Source organism: Comamonas sp. MYb69 (genome assembly GCF_037479315.1).
GTDB lineage: Bacteria > Pseudomonadota > Gammaproteobacteria > Burkholderiales > Burkholderiaceae_C > Comamonas.
Genome location: NZ_JBBGZG010000010.1, coordinates 18,552 through 44,187, shown reverse-complemented (window position 1 = coordinate 44,187; position 25,636 = coordinate 18,552). Strand labels below are relative to the sequence as shown.

Below are 25,636 nucleotides of genomic sequence, written 5' to 3'. Positions count from 1 at the left end.
CAGCTCAAGCCCTGCTGGTCAACGTCAGCAAATGCCCGCCTTTGCGGCGCATCTGCCCTACCCACTCATAGACGATGGGCTCCTGCCGGGACACCTGAACCTCGAGCTCGACAATCAGCACGCTGAGCACGGCGGCAAGCTCAACCAGCGCAAAGCTGCGCCCGCCGCAAACCCGCTTGCCCCAGACAAAGCTGGAGATGCTGCCGGTCCCCATGCCAAACCCCTCCTGCAAGGCCGCATCCAGGTCCGGCTTCCAGGGGTCGGGCCGCTCCAGCGCCTTGTGGTTGACGCCCACCAGCGAGACCACCACCACATCCCCGGGCTCAACCTGCAGGTCGGAGAGCTGGTCGCCCTCCTGGGCCAGGCGGGTGATGAATGGCAGCGGCGGATACAGCCGCAAGAGTTCGGCCACAAAACTGCGCAGATCGGCATGCTGCGCGATGGCGCTTTGCAGCGCCTGCCGGTCATGGCCATGCTGGGCGTACACCTGGCGCAAACCCAGGTGCAGCCGCTCTTGCACCTCAGGGTGCGTGGCCAGCAGGTGCAAAGCCCAGCCGACCGAGTAGGACGCGGTGTCGGTACCTGCGCCAAACAGCATGGTCAGCTCTTTTTCAAACGAGAAATCAAAGCCGGGGGCCGTCTCTGCCTGCAGCATGGCCGCCAGCATCGGGCTGCGCGGCACGCTGTCCCCGCGCAGGGTTTGCAAGGCCGCGAAGATGGTCTTGCGCAGCTGCAGGATCTCGCGAATATGCGCCTTGTCGCCCCCCAGGCCCTCTTGCCCGGGTGCCACAAAGGCATAGGCCGAAGCCAGCTCGATCAGGCGCGACGCACTGCCATGGGCCATGGGCAGGCTCGACAGCTCCACGTCCAGGAACATTTGCGTAAAGATGGACAGCATGCCCTGGTGGATGAGCGCCTCATCGAGCACTTGTGACTGGGGTGCCAAGGCCAGATGGCGGGCGATGTGCTGGCCATGCAGGGTGCTGAGGGCAAAGGCACGGCTGGCATCGTATTTGCCCAGAAAGGGCTGCGAGAGTTCCTGGCGAAACCGCCAGGGCTCGCCATCATCGGTGAGCCGGGAGTTGCCCGCAACCTGGGTGAACCAGCGAAAGTTCTTCAGGTAGTTGTCGGCATTGCGCCGCATCACCCGGTCCGCGTCATCCAGGTTCTGGATCACGAGCATGCGGCGGCCATCGTGCTGCGGGCGCACGGTATTTTGCCGAGGCCGCTCACGCGCCAGCGCGTACAGATCCTGGCAGAACTGGGAGGAAATATCGCTAGCGCTCATCACCGTGGTGGCCTCGTTTACACCGGCAGTTCAACAATGGCCTGCTTGCCAAAATGCGGACCATCGAGCACCTGCAGCACCGTTTGCGCGGCCTGCCCGGCACTGCGCAGCCGGCCGGCCAGGTGCAGCTGCCTGAACTGGTCGGCGGCGGGAAAGCGCTGCGCAGCCGTCTCGCGCATCTGCAGCTGCATGCCCGTGTCGATCACCCCCGGATGCAGGGCGCAGACCCGGGCACCATGGGCCTTGGCCGCCTCTTCTTGCGCCAGGCAGCGCGTGAACTGGTCCAGGCCCGCCTTGGCCGCGCTGTAGGGCGCCATCGAGGCCACCGCCAGCCGCGCCAGGCCCGACGATATATTGAGCACCTTGCGAACAACCCCCTGGGCAGCGCTGGCCTCGGTGGCCTGCAAAAACGCCGCCGTCAGCAGCATGGGCGCTTCAAGGTCCACGCGCAGCACCTGGCGCAGCGACGATGCGGCCGTCATGGCCACTGGCGCAATCTGCTCGGCCTGTACCGCCGCGTTGTTGATCAATCGGATTTCACGCCAAGGCCTTTGCTGCTCGCCCAACCACTGCGCCAGCTGCGCTGCCACCGGCTGGGCATCGGCCAGATCGGCCTGCCATTGCCACAGGCTTGCGCCCTGCGCGGCGGCCGCTTGTGCCAAGGGCTCGCTGGCATGGCGGGCGATGTGCAAAACGCCGGCCTGCGGCTGCGCCAGCAGCTGCTCGGCCATGGCCTGGCCTAGCCCACGGGTGGCGCCGGTGATGATGGTCAGCACATCGCAAGCGGCCACAGCTAGGCTCCTGCGCGTTGCGCTGCCTTCAATTGCCCCAGCAGATCGGCCAGGTCCCCCACCGTCTTGGCGGGCATGAGGCTGACGGGGTCGATGGCCTGGCCCGACTCCGTCTCCATCGCCACGATGATCATCTCGAACGACAGGCTGTCGATATTGCGCAGGCTCGCAATCGGGTCTTCCAGATGGATGCTTTGCGCAGGAATCAGCAGACTCTCGGCGATGATGCGTTGAATGGCAGCAAGCTGGGGATGGGACATGGTGGCGGAGCCTTTTGGGGTGCTGTTGGGAAAATCGAATCAATCGGGTGCGTCGGAGTCCGCGAGTATCGGAATCAGCCCTTGCTCAAAACGTCGCTGGGTGGCTGCCCGGGCCTTCTTGCCTGACGAGGTATGGCCAATCGATCCATTGGGAACCATGCAGGCGCGCACTGCCGCACCGGCCGCAGCCGTAGCCGCTGCAGCGGCGAGCTTCAAGGCATCGGGCTGGCGCGACTGGCGCAGCGCCTTCTCGTGCACGAGCAGCACCAGCGCAGGCAGTCCGCCGGTCAGTTCACGGCATTGCAGCATCAGCATCTGGTCTGGCGCAATCTCCGCATTCTCGCTCGCTGCCGCCTCCACATCCAGGGGCCATACATTGCGGCCATGGATGACCATCAGGTCTTTGCTGCGCCCGCTCACATAGAGCGCGCCATCGGCCAAGACAAACCCACGGTCGCCCGTCTCGATGGCTTGGTCGGCAGCAACAGCGCGCAACTCGCCCGCGCTGAAAAACCCCGACAGCTGCGCCGGCCCTTGGAGCCAGATATCGCCCTCTGTTCCGGCGGGCAAGGGCTGCCCTGCAGCATCGCGCACCTGCAGGGTCCAGCCTGGCAACGGCCGCCCGCAGTTGACCATGGGCTTGGCGCGTGCGTCAGCCACTGGCAGTGCATGCACCACCTGCCTGTCGTCGATGTGGAAATAGCCGCGCAAGCGCTCAAAAGGCGCATCGCTCATCGTCACGGCCAAGGTCGCTTCTGCCAAGCCGTAGCTGGGCTTGAAGGCATCAGGCGCAAAGCCCTGCGGCGCAAACGCCTGGGCAAAGGCCTGCAGTGCTGAACCATCCACATAGTCGCCCCCCACCCCGGCAATGCGCAGCGCATGCAGCCGGGCACCGGGCTCCAGCAGCGCTGCGGACTGCGCCGCCATCTGCCACGCAAAGTTCGGCGCATAGGTAATGATGCTGCCCCGCGCAGCCATCAAGCCCGGCCACAGATGGGGCCTGCGTGCAAAAGCCGATGGCGCCAGATAGTCCACGCTGACCTGCCCGCACAGCGGGGCCAGCACAAAGCCCACCAGCCCCATGTCGTGGTAGTACGGCAACCAGGAAAAAGCGCGGTCTTCCGCCGTGAGGGCCATACCGGCCTGAAGGATCGCGTCGATGTTTTGCATGAGCGCCGCGTGGGAGATGGCCACCCCCTTGGGCTGGCCGGTAGAGCCCGAGCTGAACTGCACATAGGCAATCGCCTCAGGCGCAGGCACTGGGGGCAACGGCAGCGCAACGGCTGCGGCATCTGCAGCTGCTGCCGCCAGGTCCTCAAAGGCCAGCAGGGGTAGCGCCAGCTGGCCCTCCGACTGCAGCTGTGCGAGCAACTGCTTGGGCCCCATCAGCAGGCCAATGCCTGCCGCCTGGCACAGGTTGCCCAGCGCCTGGGCATAGCGCGTCACATCCTGCAGCGGACTGGGGGCGGGCAGCGGACATGGCACGCCACCCGCCCACTGGCTGGCACACAGGAGCGGCAAGAAATCGGGCCCGGTGGTGGCCACAATGCCCAGCCTCGGCCCCATGCCATCCGGGCGCGCGGCGGAGCGCTCCAAGTGCTGCAGCAGTTGGGAGGCATAGGCACGGGTTTGCTGAAAAACCTGCGCATAGCTGCGTGTGTGCTGCAGCTGGCCCTGGCCATCGAACCAGCTCAGCTGCTGACCGGGAAAGGCTGCCGCATAGACCAGCGCCTGCAGCAGATGCGCAAAACCGCCAATTTGCCGCTCAGGCATGGTGGGCAGGAGCCGGGCTCGCTTTTTTGGGCCGCAGGCTCAGGTCCTTGAAGCAGGACAGCACCATCACATCCAGGCGCTTGCCATCCTTGCCGGCAATCTCCTGCTTCAGCGTGGCTTCGTAGACGAAATGCTCGGTGTCGATCAGCGCAAACAGCAGCTTGCGGTTGGTGGTCAGCACGCGAGAGGTGATCTTGTCGATACCGCGGTGGTCAAACATCTCATCGCACAGCGGGAACCAGGACTCCCAAAAAACCTCACGCCCGATCTTGATGTGCGGGTCGGCGCCCAAGGTCAAGGTCGCCACACGGTGCTGGGGCGCGACGCTGAAGTTGTAAAAGCCCAGCAGCTGCCCTTGCGGTTTGCTGAAGATGCCGATCAGAAAATGCTGGACATTGTCGAAGCTCGCGACAAAGGCACGCAGGCCATCGACCGAAAAGTTCAGCGGCGCAAGATTGAGGCCCTGGAGCATCTGCGCATCGTTGAACCACTGGGCAAACTCAGGCGTGACATCGGAGGCCAGCAGGCTGCGGGTCACCAGATGCGGGGTCTCGATATGCACCCGCGCGGCGGGAGATGCTTGCGCAGCAGCGGGCTGCACGCCGTGCAGCGGAATCCGAAAACCACCTGTACTCATGCCACCACCTCACATGCGCCGTTCAAACCAACCACCGCCTTATCTTATCCATTCTGGCTGCGGTGCAAGACAAGCAGCCGCTCCCAATTCTGCTGCACGGAGATATGGTGCAAGGCCACCAGCGATGCCCATCCCTTGCGCACCCAAGAGGCCAGCACCGCATCGGGCAGGCGGTGGTAGGCATCCATGTCGACCATCCGAAATCCACCCAAGGTATAGGGCTTGCCGGGTAGCAGCTCCACCGTCGCCTGGCGGTCCACCAGCAAGCGGTGGTGTTCCAGCGCCTGCATGAAGGCATAGCTGTGGTTGGCATCGTTTTGGCATTGCTGGCAAAACTGCACGATCTGAGCCAGGGTCTGGTTGGGGTTTCCCTGGTAATCGAAAAGAGGCCGGGCATCGGCATCTTCATGCAATGGCACCAGCTGCTGCGCATGCGGGTCGAACCAGAAACTGGCGTTTTGGCCATCCGGGTCGGGCTGCATCCAGAACGGATAGCGGCGCAGCCATGCCGGCACATAGCTGCCGGCCAGCCATTGCCCTGCAGCATCGACAAACAGGTTGCGCCCCTCCACCAGTGCCGTGATGGCGATGGGGAACCCACTGGCACCGGCTGGCCCGAACACGATGGGGTAATGGGCGCTGGCATGCCAGAACTCCCCCACCCCTAAAGGCACGGCATTGGCTGCAGCCGCGATAGAGAAATGGGCTTGACCACGCAAGCCCCAGCCCAGATGAAGGGCTGGATCGAGCGCGGTCAATCCGCGGTAGAACATGGGCACAGCGGGCTGTGTGATGGCTGGGGTCATCAGTCAATGAGGGCGATAGGCCAATACCAACCAGGCAGGGTGGATGCTTAGCCCTGGTCTGACGCACGCCGACGCAGCAGGCGCGATGAGAAGGCGGCAAGCAGCCCCCCCAAGCCCAGCAATCCCAGCCAGGACATCGCAGGCACCGCCGCCGGCGCGATGGGAGGCCCCACATAAGGGATGGATGCCAGGTACCAGTTATTGCCCACTTGCTTGAGCTGGTACTGGAAGCCGCCCACGATCACCGGCGCGGCCAGCGCAAAGCTGTTGGCAAGGTTGGCGCTATCGGCCTGCACCACCAAAATGCCGTTGCCCGTGGTCTGCGCACCTGCACCACCCAGATTGCTGATTTGCAGCAAGGTCGTGCCGCTGATGGTACCGGCAATATGCAGCTTGTCGCTGGCACTGCCATCGCCAGCCAATACCGTATCGAGTTGCACCGTACCGCCGCCTCCGGCCCAGGTACTGGCATTGGCCGTATCGGTGGCACCAGGCACACTGCCCCCGACCAGCTGCAGCACACCACCGGTCTGCGTCACGGCCCCCAGGTTTTGGTTGGTGCCGCCTTGGGCCAGGGTGCCGCCGGTGATCTTGGTGCTCGTCAAGGCAGGCAGTACGTTCGTCGCGGGCAGCTGCAAAATCCCTCCACGCACATCCAAGCCGCCCGTAAAACCGGACTGGTCTGCCGGATAGCTCGCAGCGACTGCAGGAACGCAGGGTGCCTGGCTATCAAACGCCCAGACGGCCGGGTCGAGCGCTGGCAGGCCCGCCAAGCTGGGCGAGATCACGGTCGTTCCCGCTTGCTGCACCAGTTGGCCATTGCCAAGCAGCGGCAGGTTGAAATTCACACTGCTGGTATGGTTGAACCTCAATTGGGCCGTCGACGCTTGCAGATGAATCTGTGATGCCTCAATCTTGCCCGGCGCGACCGCCGTTGCCGACTCAGAGCCATAGACCACATTGCCAGAGCCCGCAACATTGATCGGGCCCAGACCGCCCTGGAAGGTCTGGGTAAAGTACTGGCCGCCGCCAGATGGCGAGTTGGAATACAGACGGCCCACACCGACTTTCACGGTCGCATCGACCGCGGTCACCAGCGTGCCGCCACTGCCGATCTGCACCTTGCCGATGGAGTGTTCCTGGAGAAGGTTCACCGCAGTGGAGTAGTAGTCGTTGCCGGATTTACCAGCCACGAGAAGCTGTGTACCACTTCCCGTAGCCCGAACTAAGCCCGTTGCGGCATTGTCCGCGCTGATGAGTAATGACGCAGGTGCCAGCGGATACCGCGTAGGATCAGTGGCTTGACAATACCCTTCCGTGCCAGAATAAGTAGCGCCATTGGTCACCAACGATTTGCCACCCTCCAGTACTGTCAAGGCGCCATTGCCGCTGCTGCTTCCCACCGCCAAACCAGTATAAAAATTTGCCCGGTTGGCAAAACCACTGACCGTCGGCTCTACCGTGACTGTGCCTACCCCACTGTCTTTGCCGATAAAGCTAAACGGAAGTAGAGCACCCTTCTCGGCTGCATTTCCATAAACGGGGTTGCCGGATGCCAGCTTTCCGTTGCCCAGAATATCTACTGAGCCAATGCCAGCAGGGCCATCACCCACCGCAAAGTGTTTGACAGGATCGGGGGAGGTCGGGTAATTCGCATCCCCCGTCTGAAAGACCAGACCAGCGCCCTCGATCTTGACCTGGCCTTCACCACCGCTTTGGCCGAACACTGTATTTTGCTGAGGTGAACCAAATAACACGCCATTGGGCGAGTTGTATCCGAGCTGCTCCGCCGTCTTGCCCGCCCCCAGCACATCGACAAAACCAGAGCTACCAGCACCCAGCCCCACACCCAAGCCCGTTGTACTCGAGTGCAATCTACCGCCAGATGCAGACACGGGAGGCGCGCTCAGATCAATCGTCAGTGTGCCTGCCCCCCCTGCATCCCCCACACGGAAAAGCGGATCGTTGACCGTCAATGCAGGCATGTCTGGATCAGCGCTGGAGCCAATTCCTAGATACATGGTTTGGAGATCAGCGGTGGCGGTGATATCGAAAATACCTCCGGCGCCGGGCCCATAGCCCACATAAAAGCCGTGAGAGGTGTAGAGGTTTTGGTTGGCGCTGGTTGCATTCCAACTTGCGGCGGGCGACGCCGAGTTGATGACATTGGCACCACCCGCATCAACAGTGCCAAAAAACCAGGCTGCATCCTCAGTGACCTGACCAGGACCGACCCATAAGTTGGCAGCCGCCTGCACCTGCGCAGCACATGTCATCGAAAAGACAAGCATCAACGATTTGCTTATCAGCGTTGGCTTGTGTTTAGTCATGCGTGATGTTCGCATCTGGCATCCCCCCACCCACACATTGAAAAAACATTGCTTGCAAATAGACTTTCTGGACGCAACCAGCACTATCCACACAATGAATATCAGCAGAGAGTACGATACAAAACGCTACGGGTCAATGATGTTTATCTCGATCTACACCCGTACCTTGATAAATGTCAAGAAGCTAATAACTCAATGTTTTATCTGCAAATTTTTTTGTAGCTGGATGGTCTAAAAAACAGGCAGCTATAGAAGCCAGTACCTTCAAAAGACCCTAATCTCGGGCGAAATCAACAATTTTTTAACACTATTTTGCATTTCAATCCAGGGGTCTATGGAAATGCTCCCGGGGCAAAGCTAAATCCTAAAAATACCCCTGAAACTGCGGTGCGGCCAAGCGGCCAAGCGGCCTTGCCCTGGCCCCACGGCTACGTGGGCCCATCCCGCCCAAACCGCTCATAAATCGACTGCCCCCCCGACAGCAGATCGGTCTGGATCGCTACGCGCGCCGCATGCGGGTCATTGCGGCGCAGGGCTTCGACTACGGGGTAGTGGTGGTCGATCATGCTGCGGCCCCCTTCGCTGTAGCTCTGGGCGATCAGCGGGCCCATCTTCAGCCACAGGCCGTACAAGATATCGGACAGCAGCGGCATACGGGCCAGCTGGCACAGCGCAAAGTGAAAATTCTGGTTCAGCGCAATCGCCTGGGCAATGTCGCCGCGCCGCACCGCGTCCTCGTTGTGCTGCACCTGCTCGGCCAGGCGCTGCACTTCGTCCGGCGTGGCGCGCACGGCGGCCTGGCTGGCGGCCATGCCTTCCAGCTCCACGCGGATGTTGCGGATCTCCAGGTACTCGTCCAGGGTCAGGCGCCGCACGCGTATATCGCGGGGGCTGAGCATCACCAGCACGCCGTGCTGCACCAGGCGCAGGATGGCATCGCGCACGGGCGTCACGCTGGTGCCCATTTGCGCGGCCAGCTCGCGGATCTTGAGACGCTCGCCTGGCAGCAACTGCCCTTTGACCAGCGCCTGCGCCAGCTGGGCATAGATCTGGTCGCCCTTGCTCTCGGTGTTGACGCTCTCGAACCTGTCTGCCATCTGCCATTGCTCCTCGCGATGCTTGTTGTGACTTCGGTCTGCAAAGGTGGTGCGGAGCGCCCACCGTTTCATGCATCAAGATGCATCATAAGCGCTCATTGCCACATGCAGGTTTACCCCAATGCCATAGATAGCAGTTGCTGTTTAAATCCTTTCATTCAATTTATGATGCATCAAACATCACATAGAGGTGCACGCTGCGTTGACCGAACTGATAGCCATCTGCCCCAGTTCCGACACAGCAGCGCGCCCTTGCACCACCGGCCGCCGCATTCCATGAACAGCTCCCCTTCCGCTCCTACATCCCTTGCCCCAGCAGATGAACCGGATGCCTTGGCCCAAGCCAGTCAGGCCTTTTTGACGGCCGTGCCCCAGGTCAGCGCTGAACAGGCGCAGGCATTGGCCTGGGAGGCCTATGGCATCCAGGGCAATGCGCAACCCCTGTCCGGAGAGCGGGACCGCAACTTTCTGGTCCGCACAGCCGATGGCAGCGCCGTGACCCTCAAGTTCATCAGCGCGGCCGAGTCCTTGGCAGAAACAGAGATGCAGATAGCGGTGCTCAAGCACCTGGCAGGCCGCTGCGCCGTGCCGGTGCCACTGCACCATCCGCTGCGACTGTCCACTGCTACCCAAGCCGGGGCCAGCGCCCACACCCGCCCCCCCACCAGCCCCGAAACCGGCCACGAAACCAGCCCCGATTGGCTGGACTGGCGCAGCCCGGCAGGCGAGCATTTGCGCGTGCGCTGCTACAGCTTTCTCGATGGCAAGGCGGGCAGTGATCTGCAGCGCAGTGGTGCCGCCTGGCAGGCCTGGGGCTTGGCGATTGCCCAGTTGCATGGGGCCTTGGCCGACTTTGCCCACCCGGCCACCGAGCGCCCCTTTTTATGGGATGCACGCCGCGCACCGCTGCTGCGGCCCTGGCTGGAGGTGGTGGACGATGCCCAACTGCGCGCGCAGATTGCAGCATTCTGGACCGTGTTTGAGCAGCGGCTGGCACAGCTGGGCCCGCAGCTGCCCACGCAGACGATCCACAATGACCTCTCGCCCAGCAACCTGCTGGCGAGCGACGACGGCCTGGGCATTGCCGGCGTGCTGGATTTTGGCGACATGCTGCTGGCCCCGCGCGTGGCCGATCTCGCGATTGCCGCCTCTTACCAAATGCCGCTAACCGATGCACCCGATGCCACGCTGGCCGCCATGCTGGCCGGCTATGAAAGCCTGCAGCCACTGACGGCTGCCGAGCATGTGCTGCTGCCCGATCTGATCCTCGCGCGGCTCACGCAGCGCATGGTGATTACCGCCTGGCGCGCCCGCCTCTACCCCGACAACCGCGTCTATATCCTGCGCAGCCAGGCCACGGCCACGGCCTTGTTCCGCCGCATGATTGGCGGCTGGCTGCAAGCCCATGGCGCGCAGGCCGACCACCGTGCCGACACCCACCCCACCGCCGCCTGACCCCACCTGGAGCACCACCCGATGCCAACCCTCTCCGCCGACGACCAGCGCCTGCTTGCGCGCCGCCAAAGTGCGCTGGGCCCCTCTTACCGCCTGTTCTACGATGAGCCGCTGCACCCGGTGCGCGGCGAAGGCGTCTGGCTGTTCGATGCCGATGGCCGACGCTATCTGGACGCCTACAACAATGTGCCGGTGGTGGGGCATGCCAACGCAGCGGTCAATGCAGCACTCATCGCGCAAAGCCAGCTGCTCAATACGCACACCCGCTACCTGCATGACAACGTGGTGCAGCTGGCTGAGCGCCTGCGTGCGCTCTTCCCGGCAGCGCTGGACACCTGCGTGTTCACCTGCACCGGCAGCGAGGCCAATGACCTGGCCTTGCGCGTGGCGCAAGAATTTACCGGCCGCCGGGGCCTGATCATCACCCGCCATGCCTACCATGGTGTGACCATGGCACTGGCCCAATGCTCGCCCTCGCTGTGCCCGCCAGCAGACCATGTCGAAGTCATTGATCCGCCCGCGTTCCAGGGCGTGGATGCCCAGGCCGCTGCAGCGGCCTTCGCCCAGCGGGTCGATGAGGCCGCCGCCGCGCTGGAGGCGCGTGGCACGCCGGTCAGCGCCCTGCTGCTCGACACCGTGTTTGCCAGCGATGGCGTGCATATTGATGCCGCACCTATTTTGCAAGCCGCCGCCCAGGCGGTGCGCAGGCGCGGGGGCCTGTTCATTGCCGACGAGGTACAAGGCGGTTTCTGCCGCACCGGCCGCTGGTGGGCCTTTGGCCGCGAATCCGTGGTGCCCGATATGGTCACCATGGGCAAACCCATGGGCAATGGCCACCCGATTGCGGCGCTGGTGCTCAAGACGCCGCTGATGGAGGTGTTTGGCAAGCGCTGCCGCTACTTCAACACCTTTGGCGGCAACACGGTATCGGCGGCAGTGGCCCTGGCGGTGCTTGATGAGCTGGAGCGCATTGATGCCCCCGCCCATGTGCGCCGCGTGGGCGGCCATCTGCAGCAGGCGCTGCAGTCGCTGGCAGCGCAGCACAGCGCCATCACCCAGATCCGGGGCGAAGGCCTGTACTGGGGCGTGCAGCTCGAGAGCGGCAGCCTGGCCAGCACCGTCGTCAACCACCTGCGCCAGGCCGGCGTGCTGATCAGCACCAGTGGCCCATTGGGCGATACGCTCAAGATCCGCCCGCCCTTGCCCTTTGAGACCGAACACGCCGATCTGCTGGCCGGCGCGCTCGATGAGGCCTTGCGGGCCCGGGTCTGAGGGTGCTGCCCATGCCCAGCGCAAGCACACCTGCCTCATCGCAGCCGGTGGCCCTGGTCAGCGGCGCCGGGCGCGGCCTGGGCCTGGCCATTGCGCAAGAGCTGCTGGCCCATGGCTGGCGCGTCAGCATAGGCACACGCCAACCAGTGCCGCAGCTGGCGGACCATGCGCCTGCGCAGCTGCAGCGCAGCCACTTTGATGCGCTCGACGCGGGCAGCGAAACCCGCTGGATCGCCGAGGCCGCCGCGTATTTTGGGCGCATCGATGCCATCGTCCACAACGCTGGGGTGCTGAGCACGGACAGCGTTTTGACGGCGAGCGATGCGGAGTTTGACCGGTTGATGGCCATCAATGTGAAATCACCGATGCGGCTGACGCGCCAGGTCTGGCCCTATTTGCAGCAGTCGCCCAATGGCAAGGTCGTCGTGATGGCGTCGCTTGCCGGCAAGCGGGTGCGGGCGCCCGAGGGCTCGCTCTACGCCATCAGCAAGCATGCGGCCCTGGCCTTGGCCCATGGCATACGCCATTGCGGCGGGGCCGACCGCATCCGCTGCACCGCCATCTGCCCGGGTTTTGTCGACACCGACATGGCCGATGGCGTGCAGCCTGCGCTGCGCGCCCAGATCAGCCAACCGGCCGACATTGCGACCCTGGTGCGCACGGTGCTGGAGCTGCCTGCCAGCGCCAGCGTGGCCGAGATTGCGGTGAGCTGGCAGGTCGAGTCGCAGTACTAGCTTTGCCTCAGCGCGCCGTCCAGCTGCGCTACACTCAGCCGCTGCGGAACTTTCTGCACCCTGCCCAGTCTGAATCCACCATGCGTGCCTGTCTGTCCCTGTTGCTGATGCTGATGCTGGCCCTGCGCGGCCTCATGGGCGACGCCATGGCAATGGGGCTGGTGGCGCCGGTCATTCCGGCGGCCGTGGCCGAACACCACGCCAGCAGCATGGCGGACCATGCCGACATGGACACAGACCATGTGATGGCATCCAGCAGCCACGGCGGCAGCGGCAGCCAAGTCAGCGACCACAGCCAGCACGACCCGGCCCAGCATGGCGCCAGCTGCTCGGCCTGCGGCATCTGCCACTCCGCTGTGGATCTGTTCAACGGCGCGGGTTTTGCAGCCCTCGCCGCCCCCTCGCTGGCGCGCGCCAGCGGCAGCGCGCCCTTTGCCAGCGCCCTGCTCGCCCAAGCCTCCAAACCACCCATTTCCTGATCGCTGACACCCGAGGTGCGTCCGCATGGCAGCTGCCGTGCAGGCGTCTTTTGACCACGCTTTCAGGAGAGTCCTATGCGCCCTGCGCATGTCTTGCGCTGCCTTGCCGGCGCGGGCGGCCTGGCTGTTACCAGCTGGCTATCTGCCCAAACGGCGACCCCGGCCGCCACCGACCCCAACGCGCCCACATCGGCGCTCCAGCACCGGCCCCTGGCCAAGAGCGGCCGCATTGTCGACGAGCCCGGCGATTGGCGCCAGGCCAATGCAGCGGTGGCTGCCTTTAGCCGTGGCCATGCCGACGTCATCGCCTGGGAAAAGGCCCAGGCGGGCCCCGGCGGCGCCCAGGCCATGCCGGCCAGCCGGGTGGATGCCCACCGCCATGAAGCGCATGGCGATCACAGCGCGCAGGGAGGCCAGCAATGAAGCGCCTGAGCCTTCGCCTCTCGTCCCTCGCCAGCGCACTGCTGCTGGCCGGCTGCGCCAGCGTCTCGCCCGATGGGCTGCGCAGCGACGTGGCAAAACAACTGGAGGGCCGCCTGCCCGCCCAGGCCCAGCTGCCCGCAGCCGATGCACCCAGCCAGCAGTCGGCACAGACGAAAATCGATGCCTGGCTGCAGCAGCCGCTGGATGCCGATACCGCCGTGCGCATTGCGCTGTTGAACAACCCGGGCCTGCAGCTCCAGCTGGCACAGCTGGGCATTGCCGATGCCCAGCGGGTGCAGGCCATCACCCTGCCCAACCCGAGCCTGACCTTGGGCTGGTTTCGCAACGGCCATGAGCGCGAGATCGAGCGCAAGCTGGGCTTTGGCCTGGTCGATCTGCTCACCCTGCCCTGGCGCAGCCGCTGGCAGGGCTGGCAGGTGGAGCAGGCCACATTGGAGGCGGCGCAGCAAACCTTGCTGCTGGCCGCAGACACGCGCCGCGCCTGGTTGAATGCCGTCGCCGCCGAGCAGGCGCTGGCCGCCCACACCCACATGCATGAAGCTGCTGCGCTGGGCGGCGAGCTGGCCCGGCGCATGGCGGCCGTGGGCAACTTCAGCAAGCTCGACCAGGCGCGTGAGCTGGCCCAGCAGCAGCAAGCGGCCGCGCAGCTGCTGCGGGCCGAGCTGGCAGCGCAACAGGCGCGCGCGCAATTGGCCCAGCGCATGGGCCTGTGGGGCCCGCAGCTCGATTTTGTGCTGCCCCAGGCCCTGCCGCCGCTGCCCAAAACCGCCAGCGATTTGCGCAGCGGCGACGATGCCGAGGCCACCGCGCTGCGCGAACGCCTGGACCTGGGCGCACTGCGCCACAACCTGGATGTAAGCACCGATCGCCAAGGCTGGGCCGCCTTGGGGGCCGTGTTTGGCGACATCGGCGCCAGCTACAGCCGCGACACCAGCACCGAACGCGAGAGCGGCCACCAGGACCGCACCCGGGGCTGGGAGCTGGATGTGCCCTTGCCGCTGTTCGACTGGGGGTCTGCCGCCAGCAGCATGGCGCGCCACCAGGTGCAAGCCAATGCGGCGCAGCTGCGCGAGAGCGCCATCCGTGCGCGCAGCGAGGCCCGCAGCAGCTGGCGCAGCTACCGCGCCGCCTGGGACCTGGCCCACCAGCAGCAAAGCGAAGTGCTGCCCTTGGCGCAGCTCGTGCAGCAAGAGACCATCTACCGCTACAACGGCATGTTGCTCAGCATCTGGCAGCTGCTGGCCCAGGCCCGCAGTACCACCCAGGCGGTGCTCACGGCAACCGAGGCGCAGCGCGACTTCTGGCTCGCCGAGACCGATCTGCAACTGGCGCTGAGCGGCACATCGCCGCAACCCGCAGCCGCCAGCGCACGCGCTGCCCGCAATACCGCAGCGCCTGCCGCCCCCGCAACCCAACCACAGGGCCACTGATATGCAACGCCGTCAATTCTTCTCCGGCGCCGCCTCGGCCGTGGCCGCTGCCGCCGTCAGCCCGGTGGCCATGGCCGCCCTGCCTGAGCCCGTCATCCAGACCAGCGCCGATACCGCCGTGCCACTGGCACCGCCCAATGGCCGGCCCTACCAACCGGTGGTCACCCTCAACGGCTGGACCCTGCCCTGGCGTATGAACGCCGGCGTCAAGGAGTTCCACCTGGTGGCCGAGGCCGTGGTGCGCGAGGTGGCACCGGGCTTTTTTGTCAACATGTGGGGCTACAACGGCCAGTCGCCCGGCCCCACCATCGAGGTGGTCGAAGGCGACCGGGTACGCATCTTTGTCACCAACCGCCTGCCCGAAGCCACCACGGTGCACTGGCATGGCCAGCGCCTGCCCAATGGCATGGATGGCGTGGGCGGCCTCAACCAGCCCCACATCCCGCCGGGCAAGACCTTTGTCTACGAGTTCGAGGCGCGCCGCCCTGGCACCTTTATGTACCACCCGCATTCGGACGAGATGGTGCAGATGGCCATGGGCATGATGGGCCTGTGGATCACCCACCCCAAGGGCCGCCACCCGCAGATTGCCGAGGTGGCGCGTGACTACGCCTTCCTGCTCAGTGCCTATGCGGTGGAGCCCGGCGCGATGACGCCCCGCGTGGCCGAGATGACGGACTTCAACATCTGGACCTTCAACAGCCGGGCCTTCCCCGCGATCACGCCGCTGGTCGCAGGCCTGGGCGAGCGGGTGCGCATCCGCGTGGGCAACCTCACCATGACCAACCACCCCATCCATATCCATGGCCATGAGTTTGAGGTGACTGGCACCGACGGCGGCCCGGTGCCGCGCAGCGCGCGCTGGCCCGAGGTGACCACCGATGTGGCCGTCGGCCAGATGCGCCAGATCGAGCTGATCGCCGACGAACCTGGCGACTGGGCCTTTCACTGCCACAAAAGCCACCACACCATGGGCGCCATGGGCCACGATGTGCCAACGATGATTGGCGTGGACCACAAAGGCCTGGTCGGCCAGATCCAGAAGATCGTGCCCGACTACATGCTGATGGGCGAGCGCGGCATGGGCGACATGGGCGCGATGCACATGCCGCTGCCCGACAACACCTTCCCGATGATGACCGGCAAGGGCCCCTTCGGCAATATCGAGATGGGTGGCATGTTCACCACCTTTAAGGTGCGCCGGGGCCTGGCTGCGCAGGACTACCGCGACCCCGGCTGGTATGCCCAGCCCCAGGGCACCGTGGCCTACGAGTGGCAGGGCGCGCCGCTGGATGCGCAAGCGCCGCGCCAGAGCCTGCCCGGCACGGCGCCCGGCGCGCCCAGCGTCCACAAGCCCGCCGCTGGCAGCGGCCATGCCAACCATTGAACCCCGGAGTGATCCCATGAACACCATCCCAAAAATACTGGCCTGTGCGCTGCTCGCCAGCGCCAGCAGCGCCTTTGCCCATGGCAGCGAAAGCCATGCAGCCACCGCAGCAACCGCCCATGCCACCCTGGCGGCCACCAAGGAACAAAAGGACTGGGGCATCGGCGGCGATCCCCGGCAGGCCACGCGCATCATCGCGCTGAACATGGGCGATGACATGCGCTTCTCACCCGCGCACTTCACGGTGAAAAAGGGCGAAACCCTGCGCCTGCGCGTCGTCAACCAGGGCCAGGTCATGCACGAGGTGGTGCTGGGCACCAAGGCCTCGCTTGCGCAACACGCGCAGATGCCCCGGCATGGAGCATGCCGAGCCCTACATGGCCCATGTGGCGCCGCAAAAAAGCGAGGACCTGGTCTGGCACTTCAACCGCGCCGGCAGTTTTGACTTTGCCTGCCTGATCCCTGGCCACTACCAGGCCGGGATGACCGGCACCTTCACGGTCACCGAATGATGATGCGCAACAGCCAAGGACCAGCGATGCCCAGCCCCCACAGCTACCCACGCCGCCAGGCCCTGCAGATGATGGCCGCCGGCCTGGCGACGGCTATCGCCGCCCAGCCCGCGCTGGCAGCCACGCCCATGGAAGTCTGGAAAGACCCGAACTGCGGCTGCTGCAAGGACTGGATTGCGCGGATGGAACAAGCCGGTTTTAGCGCCACCGTGCACGTCAGCGGCAACCAGGCAGTGCGCGCCAGGCTGGGGCTACCCCAGCGACTGGCTTCCTGCCACAGCGCCCTGGTAGGCGGCTACCTGGTGGAGGGCCATGTGCCGCCCGCCGATGTACGCAAGCTGCTGCAGCAAAAGCCCAAGGCCCTGGGCATTGTCGTGGCCGGCATGCCGGTGGGCAGCCCCGGCATGGACGGACCCGCCTACGGCAGCCGCAAAGACCCGTTTGATGTGCTGCTGGTCAGCAAAACCGGAGCGGGCAGCGAGGTGACAACGCGCGTTTTCAGCAGCTACCGCGACTGAGCACACCACCATTTTTTATAGACATTTGGAGCACTGAATGAACACCACCATTTCTACCCTCGCCGCCTTCACGCTGGCTTGCAGCCTGCTGACCCCAGCGCTGGCCCAGAACCATGCCGACCACGCCAGCCATGGCAGCGCAGCACCGGCCACCGCGCCCGCGGCGGCCGCCACGCCCGGCGCGGTGATGACTGCCGGCGAGATCACCCGCGTGGACAAGCGCGCGAGCAAGCTGACCATTCGCCATGAGGACATCAAGAACCTGGACATGCCGGCCATGACCATGGTGTTTGGCCTCAAGGACAGCACGCAGGTGGCGCAGTTCAACCCGGGCGACAAGGTACGCTTTCATGTGCAGGACGAAGGCGGCAGCCTGACGATCACCCGCATTGAGCGGGCCGAATGATCGCTGCTGGCACTATCCGGCCCCGTCTGGCCCTATCTGACCCTATGGCACCCCAGATCCAGCCAGATCTGGGGCTGGCCTGCGCTGCCAGCACCTACACTGTGCAGCCATGCAAAGCCTCCAAGCCTTCCAAGCGCAGCTGCACAGCGGCGCGCTGCGCGGCGCCCGCCAGATCAAGCTGTCGGCGGGTCTGCCCGAGTTTCCACGCGAACTTTTTGCGCTCGCAGACACCCTCGAAGTGCTCGACCTCAGCGGCAACCAGCTCGCCAGCCTGCCCGATGACCTGAGCCGCTTTGGCCAGTTGCGGGTGCTGTTCGCATCGAACAACCCGTTCACCGAGCTGCCACGCGTGCTAGGCCGCATGCCCCGGCTGGAGATGGTGGGCTTCAAGGCCTGCCAGATCCGCGCCGTGGCGGCCGATAGCCTGCCCGCGCAACTGCGCTGGCTGATCCTGACCGACAACCAGATCACCGAGCTGCCCGATACCCTGGGCGAGCGCCCGCGCCTGCAAAAGCTGATGCTGGCCTGCAACCAACTGCAGGCTTTGCCGCGCGGCCTCGCCCACAGCCCCCGGCTGGAGCTATTGCGCCTGGCCGGCAACCGCTTTGCCGCGCTGCCGCCCGAGGTGCTGGCCATGCCGGCGCTGGCCTGGCTGGCGATGGCCGGCAACCCGATGACCCAGCACAGCGAGCAGCAGGTGCTGCGGGCCCAGGCTCCACGCGGCTGGCGCAGCCAGGATCTGCAGCGGCATGAACTGCTGGGGCAAGGGGCCAGCGGCCATATCTACCGCGCCAGCCCTGTGGATGGTGCTGCCGATGTGGCGCTGAAAGTGTTCAAGGCGGGGCAGACGAGCGATGGCACGCCCCAGTCAGAAATGGCCGCAGGCCTGGCAGCTGGCGAGCACCCGCATTTGCTGACTCCGCTGGCGGTGCTGCAGCCGGATGCGGAGGCTGAAATGGACACCTCCACGTTGGCGATGGTCCTGCCATTGCTGCCCCCCGGCCTGCAGCCCTTGGCCGGCCCGCCCAGCCTGGCGAGCTGCACGCGCGATGTCTATGCCGACGGCGCCCGCTTCTCTCTTGCTGCCGCGCAACGCCTGCTCGCGCAGGTGCGCAGCGCCGTCGCGCATCTGCATGGCCGGGGCATGCTGCATGGGGATTTGTATGCCCACAATATTTTGTGGAACCCGGACACCGGCGACGCGGTGTTGAGCGATTTGGGCGCAGCATCGATGCTGGGCGAATTGCCAGCGGCGCAGCGCCTGCAGCTGCAGCAGATGGAGCTGCGCGCGCTGCAGCACCTGCAAGCCGAGGTGCTGGCGCGCACGCGGTAAATACGCCGGGCCTGCCCGGCGCAACGCCTTACTTCAGGAAAGCAGGCTTGGCGTAGCCGGGGAACTGGCTGTCCACCACGGCCTTGAACTCGGGCGAGCGGTAGGCGGCAGCCAGGTCCTGGGCCCAAGCGCTTTTCTCATTGCCGGTCTTGACGGCGACCACGTTCAGGTACTGGTCGGGCGTGTTCTCCAGCACCACGGCTTCGCTCAGCTTCAGGCCCGAGGAGACGGCAAAGTTGCCATTGACGACCACGTAATCGGCGTCTTCGAGCACGCGCGGCAACTGGGCGGCTTCGAGCGCCACAAACTTGAGCTTGTGCGGGTTGGCCGCCAGGTCCAGCTCGGAGATACGGGCCGGGTTCACACCCTCTTTCACCTTGACGAGACCTGCTTGCTGCAGCACCAGCAGGGCGCGCGCCAGGTTGCTCGGGTCATTGGGCAAAGCCACCTTGGCGCCGCTTTGGATATCGGCCAGGGTCTTGTGCTTTTTGCTGTAGACGCCCATCGGTGCCACCGGGCCTTGCACGATGGCTGTCAACGCCAGCTTGCGGTCGGTGGTGAACTGGTCAAAGTAGGCGCGGTGCTGGAAGAAGTTCGCGTCGAGCGAGCCGTCGGACAGCGCCAGGTTGGGCTGCACATAGTCGTTGAACTCGATCAGCTTGATCTGGTAGCCCTTTTTCTCCAGCTGCGGCAGGATGCCCTTTTGCAGCAGGTCGTAGTTGGAGCCGGCAGTGGCGCCAATCTTGAGGCTCTTCTTGGCCGCATCCTGGGCCATGGCAGGCAGGGACACAGCGGCAATCAAAGCCAGGGCAGCGCCAGCCACCACGGCACGGCGCCCAGCGGCGAAGGAAAAACGAGCGGACATCAAAAACTCTCCAGGCAATCCGAAAACGCAGCAACCAGATCCGAGCCTTTCCAAGCCCTGTGTGGACGGCGCCGCAGCAAACCCGCAAGTATGAACCTGCCAGCGGCCCTTCGCTCAGAAATTATCGATATCAGCTCATGCCATTGGGATCTATAAGCGCACAGCAAAAAGCCGCCCTATGGCCCACAGGACGGCTTGTGGTGTGTGTAGCGGCTTGGCTTGCACGAGCCGCAGCAGGGAACGGTCAAGCTCAGGGACGGCACCAGACCTGGATCACGCCCTGCATCATGTGCGCCAGCGAGTCGGCTGCGGCTGCGCTGGAGACCGGCCAGATGGTGAGGATAAAGGCCACCAGGACGGCGAGGACCAGGGCGATAAAAGAGGCTGCGTCAAACCAATGGCTGTGGTGGTGCTGAAACATGGTGAACCTCCTTTCCACGGAGACTGGTGTTACTTGAACCTGTGCCTCTGCCACCCCAACGCGGGATGGGAACTGTGGAATGTCTCTATTGCACCATGGAGCGTGTTTGCTGTCTGTCAGAAAACGTCTGTGCTTATACAGTTGTTTGTTGAACAAATTGCCCCGGAATCCGCCGGATAACCCCACAGCCAGCTTGGCACTTTTTGGGAATCGATCTGCACGCCAGAAGTCGATCATCCACAAGCCCTTTATTCATCGCATTTATTGCTATCCTTTTTGATAGTGGCTCGGGGCTTATCGGCAGGCGGGGTGGCTGTGAGAGCCTGCATGTTGCCGCAGTGTTAAGCGAACTTGCAGACATCTTTACGTCAACGTCTGGCAACTACCCGCAAAGCAGTGGCCAAAACAAGGTGGCTATCGCTGGCTTCAGCCCTGGTCCAGCCCTGTCCCTGGCCAGCGCTTGGTGCGACAATACGGCCCAGCCCTGCAAGCTGGCCGCAAGCCGCGTCTGTATGGGCTTTGCCAGCCATGAGCGGTTGGCTCGCCCGCTTGTCGCCCAGCCATCACCGCCACCGGATATGGGGTACCAAACCTGCCACTCCGCTGGAGCCATGGTCGCGACATGCAACTTGTATTTTTTGAAACCAGGCGGCACCGCATGCGTCGTTGCCTTTAACAGCTGACATGACCCTCCCTTTGGCCCAGCCCCTATCCACTGCAGACATCCGCCTGAGCGATGTGCACCTCAACCGGGGTGCGCAGACGGTGTTTCAGGGTCTGAGCCTGCACTTGACGCAGCAGCGCATTGGGCTCATCGGCGACAACGGCGCGGGCAAGACGAGCCTGTTCAGGCTGCTCTGCGGGCTCGAGCACGCCCACCAGGGCAGCGTGCAGGTCGCAGGCTGCGATGTGCAGCGCCAGCGCGAGCAATTGCCCGGCGTGGTGGGCCTGATGTTCCAGAACCCCGATGACCAGATCATCTTCCCCACCGTGGAGGAAGAGCTGGGCCTGAGCCTGCAATACCGTGGCGTGCCCCGCAAGGCCGCCATTGTGCAGGCGCGGGAGTTTTTGGCGGCGCGGGGCCTGGCCGACTGGGCGCCGCGCGCCGTCAGTGGCCTGAGCCAAGGCCAGCGCCAGCAGGTCTGCTTTTTGGCAATGCTGATGGCCGCCCCGCAGGTGATGCTGCTCGACGAGCCTTTTGCCAGCCTGGATCTGCCCGGCCAGGCACGCCTGGCGCGTGAGCTCGATGCCGCTCCCGCCCAGGTCATCATCTCCACCCATGTGCTGGACCATGTGCGCCAGTTTGAGCGCGTGCTGTGGCTGGACCAGGGCCAGCTGCGCGGCGACGGCCCGGGCGCTGCCGTCTGCGCGGCCTATGAGGCCGATGTAAAAGCGCGCATTGCCCAGCCACTGGATACGGCAGCCGCCGCCACCACGCCAGGGGCGCCGTGATGGGTACGCTCTACAGCGAAATCCCCAGCTGGATGCACCGGCTGCCCGCCGGGCTCAAGCTCTTGCTGCTGGCCCTGAGCAGCATGGCCTTGCTGGCGCTCAGCGATCTGCGTATACAGGCGCTGGCCTTTGCTGCGATTGCCTTGCTTTACGCGAGCCTCGGCGCGGCCTCGCGCCCCACGCGCCGGCTGGTGCTGGTGGCCCTGATTGCGTCGGCGCTGGTGGGTGGCCTGCATGCAGCCACCGGCCAGCCCTGGCTGGGCCTGGCCAGCGGCCTGCGCCTGGTCAGCACGACGATGCTGGGCGCGATGCTGACGGCGACCACCCGTTTTGGCGATCTGCTGGGCGTGGCCGAATGGCTGCTGTCGCCGCTCGCGCGCCTGGGTCTGCCAGTCGAGCGCCTGGCTTTGCAGCTGGGCCTGATGCTGCGCTTTGCCGAGCAGTTCTTTGTGCAATGGCAGCGCCTGGCCGATGCCTACCGGGTGCGCACTGGCCGCCCGGGCGGCTGGCGCTTGCTGGCACCGCTCACCATCCATATGCTCATCACCGCCCGCAAGGTGGCCGATGCGCTGGCCATTCGCCTCAAGCTCTAAGCCGCCAGGCGCCCCTCACCACCACCCGACACCACTGGAAACCACGGACATGCACATGACCACCGATCACCGCACCGAAACCCGCGCCCAGCGCATTGCCATGGTGGCGCTGTTTGCCGCGCTGCTGGCCGCCTTTGGCCTGATTCCCAAGATTGACCTGCCACTGGGCGTGCCCATTACCGCGCAGACCACCGGCGTGATGCTGGCCGGCTGCATGCTGGGCGCGCGCATGGGCTTTCAGGCCATGGTGCTGTTCCTGGCCGCGGTGGCGCTGGGCCTGCCGCTGCTGTCGGGCGGCCGGGGCGGCATGGGTGTGTTCTTTTTGCCGTCCGCAGGCTACCTTGTCTCGTACCCCGTCGCCGCTGCGGTCGCCGGCCTGGTGATGCGCGCCTTGGCGGGCAAGGGCCCCTCGTCGCCCGCGCGGCTGGCGGGTTGCGCCTTTGTGGCCTCGGTGGTGGGCGGCATTGTCGTGGTCCACGCCTTTGGTGTCGTGGGCCTGGTGCTGCTGGCCAAGCTGAGCTTGGTGCAGGCGGCCGTGGGCACCCTGGTGTTTGTGCCCGGTGACCTGGTCAAGTGTGTGCTGGTGGCGCTGATTGTGCACACGGTGGCACGCGGCCTGCCCGACTGGCGCTTTGGCGGGCGCCGCCTGTGAGCGGCTTGCAAGCGCCACTACCGCAGTTGGCCCCCTGGCAGCGCCTGGTGCATGGCCCGCTGGCCCATTGGGCGCAGCAGCGGCCCGATGCCATCGCCATTGATGATGGCGTGCAACGCATTGGCTTTGCCGATCTGCATGCCGCTGTAGCGCAGCAAGCCCAGGCCCTGGAGGCCCGGAATGCGCCCCACACGCGCCTGCTCGATGCCAGCCAGTCGCCGGCGGCGCTGATCAGCGATTTTTTGGCCACCAATGCCAGCGGCCGCTGCGCCGCGCTGGGCGACAGGGCCTGGTCGCCCGCCCAGCAAGCGCAGGCGCAGCAATGGGTAGACGCGCTGGCCGCCACGCCCCGCAACCACCAGGCCGATGCCGCATTACAGCCCTTCTACATTGGCTTTACCTCGGGCAGCACCGGGCTGCCCAAGGGCTTTCGGCGCCACCACCAGTCCTGGAGCGAGAGCTTTCGCGTGTGCGTCGATAGCTTTGGCGAGGCCGCCAACGGCTGCGTGATGGCCCCTGGCAGCCTGTCACATTCGCTATTCTTGTTTGGCGCGCTGCAAGGCATCTGGACGGGCGGCGGTATGCAGCTGCAGCCACGTTTTTCTGCGAGCCAGTGTCTGGCGACCTTGCGCGAGCAGGCCACGCCTTGCCTCGTGGCCGTGCCCAGCCAGCTGCTTGTGATGCTGCAGCTGGCCGAGCGCCGTGCGATCGCGCCGGTAGAGTCGCTCCAGCTGCTGATGATCAGCGGCGCGCGCTGGATGCGCCAGCACACACCGGCGCTGCAGGCGCTGTTCCCCCATGCGCGGATTGTCGAGTTTTATGGCGCCTCGGAATCGAGCTTTATCGCCTGGATGGATGCCAATGCCGAGGCCTCGCCGCAGGTGGTGGGCCGGGCCTTCAGCAATGTGCAGCTGCAGATCCGCGATGCAGAGATGCAGCCACTGCCCAGCGGCAACGTGGGCACCATCTGGCTCAAGAGCCCCATGCTGTTCATCGACTATTTGGGTGCGCAGGCCGATGCGACAGCTGCCCTGCGCGATGGCGACTGGCTCAGCGTGCGCGACATGGGCAGCCTGGATGCACAAGGCATGCTGACCCTCGTGGGACGCGAGAAGCGCATGATCGTCACCCAGGGCAAAAACCTGTTCCCCGAAGAGGTGGAAGCGGTGCTCTGCGAGCACCCGCGCGTGGCCGCTGCATCTGTGCATGGCGTTGATGATGCGCTGCGCGGCAAGCAGGTCTGGGTGGCGCTGCAATTGCGTGATCAAGCCAGCCCCTCGCCTGCACAGCCGCCATTGCAGCCGCTGGCCGATGCTGCGCTGGCCCGCGAGCTGGCCGCCTGGTGCCGCAGCCAGCTCGAAGCGCACAAATGCCCACGCCGCTGGTTCAGCGCCGCGCCCTGGCCGCAAACGGCCAGCGGCAAGACGGACCATCCCAAGCTTGCACAATGGCTGGCAGATGCGCTGGCCAGCGCCGACAAACCCGACTGATCGCGCAACACCACATGCCCACTCCACCCGTCTTTATCGCCAGCCATGCCCGCAGTGCTGTGGTGCCTGTCGGCGGCGCCTTCAAGCATCTGCAAACGCATGAGATGGCCGCGCCCGTACTGCAGGCCTTGCTGCAACGCGCGGGGCTGCCCACCGATGCGGTCGATGCCGTGGTGCTGGGCAATGCCCTGGGCGCCGGCGGCAACCCGGCACGCATGCTTGCGCTGGCAGGCCAGCTGCCGCTGCACTGCGCCGCCTACACGGTCGATACGCAGTGCTGCGCCGGGCTCGACGCCATCGCGCTGGGCGCCAGTCTGGTGGCCAGCGGCCAGGCCGAGGTGGTGGTGGCCGGCGGCGCTGAGGCCTGGAGCCGCGCCCCCATCCGCGCCACCCGGCCGCTGCATGCAGGTGACAGCGCCGTACCCTATGAGCGCCCGCCCTTTGCCCCGCTACCGCATGAGGATCCGGATCTGCTGCTGGCCGCCGCCCGCTATGCCGCCAGCGCCGGCTACAGCCGCGCCGCGCAAGAGGGCTATGCAGCCGCCAGCCATGCATGCGCGCTGGCGAGTGCCGCTGTGCTGGCCCGCGAGATCATCCCCATCGCGGGTGTGGTGCAAGACGCCTTTCCGCGCGCCTTGCGCCAGCGCCAACTGGACCGCATGCCCGTGGTCGCGCAGACCGATGCCGACCTGGCCGATGAGGCGCGCCGCGACCATGCCGTCAGCACCGTCGCCATCTCGCCCAAGGCTGATGCAGCGGCACTGGTGCTGTTGGTCAGCAAAGCCGCCTGCCGGCGCTGGGGCCTGTACCCTGCCGCGCAATGGCTGGGCCACCAGTCGCTGGGCGGCTCGCCTGCGATGCCGCTGGTGCTGGCCTTTGAGGCTGCCCAGGCCTTGCTGCAGCGAGAGGAACTGGGCTGGTCCCAGCTGGCCGCCATCGAGCTGCACGATGCCTTTGCGGTGCAGGGCCTGCAATGGCAGGCGCTGCTGCAAGACCAGGGTGCGAATGCCAGCCTGCTCAACCGCCATGGCGGCGGCATCGCGCGCGGCCACCCGATTGGGGCATCGGCTGCGGTGGCTCTGGTCCGCGTGCTGGCTGATCTGGAACAAGCGAAAACGGGCACATCCGCAGCCCTGGGGCTGGTGGCGGTAGCCGGTGCCGGCGGCCTGGGCAGCGCGGCGCTGGTGCGTCAGACGGCGCTGCTATATTGA

The 25,636-nt window shown here is 65.4% G+C and carries 25 protein-coding genes and 1 pseudogene; 16 read left to right on the top strand and 10 right to left on the bottom strand.

All coding sequences use genetic code 11. The annotated features are described in order from the left end of the window. Positions 1–4: 4 nt before the first annotated feature. The 8 genes from WH303_RS14775 to WH303_RS14740 form a co-directional block, all read right to left on the bottom strand. Positions 5–1,288, bottom strand: coding sequence for a cytochrome P450 (locus WH303_RS14775; protein ID WP_339519408.1), 1,284 nt, complete (start codon positions 1,286–1,288; stop codon positions 5–7). 17 nt (positions 1,289–1,305) lie between these two features. Continuing rightward, entirely contained in the window at positions 1,306–2,079 is a 774-nt protein-coding gene (locus WH303_RS14770) for an SDR family NAD(P)-dependent oxidoreductase (protein WP_027010856.1), read from the bottom strand. Between the two features lie 2 nt (positions 2,080–2,081). Continuing rightward, positions 2,082–2,339 (bottom strand): acyl carrier protein, encoded by a 258-nt coding sequence (locus WH303_RS14765; protein WP_021026678.1) that lies wholly within the window; start codon positions 2,337–2,339, stop codon positions 2,082–2,084. A 39-nt stretch (positions 2,340–2,378) separates the two neighbouring features. Then, entirely contained in the window at positions 2,379–4,112 is a 1,734-nt protein-coding gene (locus WH303_RS14760; protein WP_339519405.1) for an AMP-binding protein, read from the bottom strand. Then, positions 4,105–4,749 carry a GNAT family protein gene (locus tag WH303_RS14755; RefSeq protein WP_339519403.1) on the bottom strand — a complete coding sequence of 215 codons (645 nt, stop codon included), beginning with the start codon at positions 4,747–4,749 and terminating at the stop codon, positions 4,105–4,107. Before WH303_RS14755 ends, WH303_RS14760 begins: the two co-directional genes overlap by 8 nt. 44 nt (positions 4,750–4,793) lie before the next feature. Next, on the bottom strand, positions 4,794–5,555 hold the full coding sequence (locus WH303_RS14750; RefSeq protein WP_339519402.1) for a SapC family protein: 762 nt from the start codon (positions 5,553–5,555) through the stop codon (positions 4,794–4,796). A 47-nt stretch (positions 5,556–5,602) separates the two neighbouring features. Continuing rightward, complete coding sequence (locus WH303_RS14745; protein ID WP_339519401.1) at positions 5,603–7,885, bottom strand: autotransporter outer membrane beta-barrel domain-containing protein; 2,283 nt, start codon at positions 7,883–7,885, stop codon at positions 5,603–5,605. 428 nt (positions 7,886–8,313) lie between these two features. Next, on the bottom strand, positions 8,314–8,982 hold the full coding sequence (locus tag WH303_RS14740) for a GntR family transcriptional regulator (RefSeq protein WP_339519400.1): 669 nt from the start codon (positions 8,980–8,982) through the stop codon (positions 8,314–8,316). A gap of 333 nt (positions 8,983–9,315) precedes the next feature. On the opposite strand from WH303_RS14740, the gene WH303_RS14735 reads away from it, so the two are divergent. The 11 genes and pseudogenes from WH303_RS14735 to WH303_RS14685 all read left to right on the top strand — a co-directional run bounded on the left by WH303_RS14735 (position 9,316) and on the right by WH303_RS14685 (position 18,952). Further along, the gene (locus WH303_RS14735; RefSeq protein WP_339519399.1) at positions 9,316–10,437 is read left to right on the top strand and encodes a phosphotransferase; all 1,122 of its coding nucleotides are present in this window, start codon (positions 9,316–9,318) and stop codon (positions 10,435–10,437) included. A gap of 21 nt (positions 10,438–10,458) precedes the next feature. After that, on the top strand, positions 10,459–11,709 hold the full coding sequence (locus WH303_RS14730) for an aspartate aminotransferase family protein (RefSeq protein WP_339519398.1): 1,251 nt from the start codon (positions 10,459–10,461) through the stop codon (positions 11,707–11,709). Between the two features lie 11 nt (positions 11,710–11,720). Beyond that, positions 11,721–12,443, top strand: a complete 723-nt coding sequence (locus tag WH303_RS14725) for an SDR family NAD(P)-dependent oxidoreductase (protein ID WP_021026670.1) — start codon at positions 11,721–11,723, stop codon at positions 12,441–12,443. Between the two features lie 80 nt (positions 12,444–12,523). Next, positions 12,524–12,922, top strand: a complete 399-nt coding sequence (locus tag WH303_RS14720; RefSeq protein WP_339519395.1) for a hypothetical protein — start codon at positions 12,524–12,526, stop codon at positions 12,920–12,922. Between the two features lie 75 nt (positions 12,923–12,997). Continuing rightward, complete coding sequence (locus WH303_RS14715) at positions 12,998–13,345, top strand: hypothetical protein (RefSeq protein ID WP_339519393.1); 348 nt, start codon at positions 12,998–13,000, stop codon at positions 13,343–13,345. Further along, positions 13,342–14,796 carry a TolC family protein gene (locus WH303_RS14710; RefSeq protein ID WP_339519392.1) on the top strand — a complete coding sequence of 485 codons (1,455 nt, stop codon included), beginning with the start codon at positions 13,342–13,344 and terminating at the stop codon, positions 14,794–14,796. The genes WH303_RS14715 and WH303_RS14710 overlap by 4 nt, the downstream gene beginning before the upstream one ends. 1 nt (position 14,797) lies before the next feature. Next, positions 14,798–16,183 carry a multicopper oxidase family protein gene (locus WH303_RS14705; RefSeq protein WP_339519391.1) on the top strand — a complete coding sequence of 462 codons (1,386 nt, stop codon included), beginning with the start codon at positions 14,798–14,800 and terminating at the stop codon, positions 16,181–16,183. Positions 16,184–16,199: 16 nt separating this feature from the next. Next, positions 16,200–16,695, top strand: a pseudogene (locus tag WH303_RS14700) (cupredoxin domain-containing protein). 26 nt (positions 16,696–16,721) lie between these two features. Beyond that, positions 16,722–17,213 carry a DUF411 domain-containing protein gene (locus tag WH303_RS14695; protein WP_339519390.1) on the top strand — a complete coding sequence of 164 codons (492 nt, stop codon included), beginning with the start codon at positions 16,722–16,724 and terminating at the stop codon, positions 17,211–17,213. Positions 17,214–17,250: 37 nt separating this feature from the next. Then, entirely contained in the window at positions 17,251–17,619 is a 369-nt protein-coding gene (locus WH303_RS14690) for a copper-binding protein (RefSeq protein WP_339519389.1), read from the top strand. Between the two features lie 109 nt (positions 17,620–17,728). Further along, positions 17,729–18,952, top strand: a complete 1,224-nt coding sequence (locus WH303_RS14685; protein ID WP_339519387.1) for a leucine-rich repeat-containing protein kinase family protein — start codon at positions 17,729–17,731, stop codon at positions 18,950–18,952. Between the two features lie 28 nt (positions 18,953–18,980). Here the strand turns inward: WH303_RS14685 and WH303_RS14680 are convergent, their stop codons facing one another. After that, positions 18,981–19,817: a MetQ/NlpA family ABC transporter substrate-binding protein gene (locus WH303_RS14680; RefSeq protein WP_116926979.1), complete on the bottom strand. Its 837-nt coding sequence runs from the start codon at positions 19,815–19,817 to the stop codon at positions 18,981–18,983. A gap of 250 nt (positions 19,818–20,067) precedes the next feature. Continuing rightward, positions 20,068–20,238 (bottom strand): hypothetical protein, encoded by a 171-nt coding sequence (locus WH303_RS14675; RefSeq protein WP_021026548.1) that lies wholly within the window; start codon positions 20,236–20,238, stop codon positions 20,068–20,070. A 684-nt stretch (positions 20,239–20,922) separates the two neighbouring features. Between WH303_RS14675 and WH303_RS14670 the strand changes: the two genes are divergently transcribed. From WH303_RS14670 to WH303_RS14650, 5 genes are read left to right on the top strand one after another with little or no spacing between them, the layout of a single operon-like run. Beyond that, a complete protein-coding gene (locus WH303_RS14670; RefSeq protein WP_339519384.1) occupies positions 20,923–21,690 on the top strand; it encodes an energy-coupling factor ABC transporter ATP-binding protein in 768 nt (255 codons plus the stop codon). After that, positions 21,690–22,283, top strand: a complete 594-nt coding sequence (locus WH303_RS14665) for an energy-coupling factor transporter transmembrane component T (RefSeq protein WP_339519383.1) — start codon at positions 21,690–21,692, stop codon at positions 22,281–22,283. Before WH303_RS14670 ends, WH303_RS14665 begins: the two co-directional genes overlap by 1 nt. 55 nt (positions 22,284–22,338) lie before the next feature. Next, positions 22,339–22,935 (top strand): biotin transporter BioY, encoded by a 597-nt coding sequence (locus WH303_RS14660; protein WP_339519382.1) that lies wholly within the window; start codon positions 22,339–22,341, stop codon positions 22,933–22,935. Continuing rightward, complete coding sequence (locus tag WH303_RS14655; RefSeq protein ID WP_339519381.1) at positions 22,932–24,425, top strand: AMP-binding protein; 1,494 nt, start codon at positions 22,932–22,934, stop codon at positions 24,423–24,425. Before WH303_RS14660 ends, WH303_RS14655 begins: the two co-directional genes overlap by 4 nt. A 14-nt stretch (positions 24,426–24,439) precedes the next feature. Then, positions 24,440–25,636 carry a thiolase family protein gene (locus tag WH303_RS14650; RefSeq protein ID WP_339519380.1) on the top strand — a complete coding sequence of 399 codons (1,197 nt, stop codon included), beginning with the start codon at positions 24,440–24,442 and terminating at the stop codon, positions 25,634–25,636.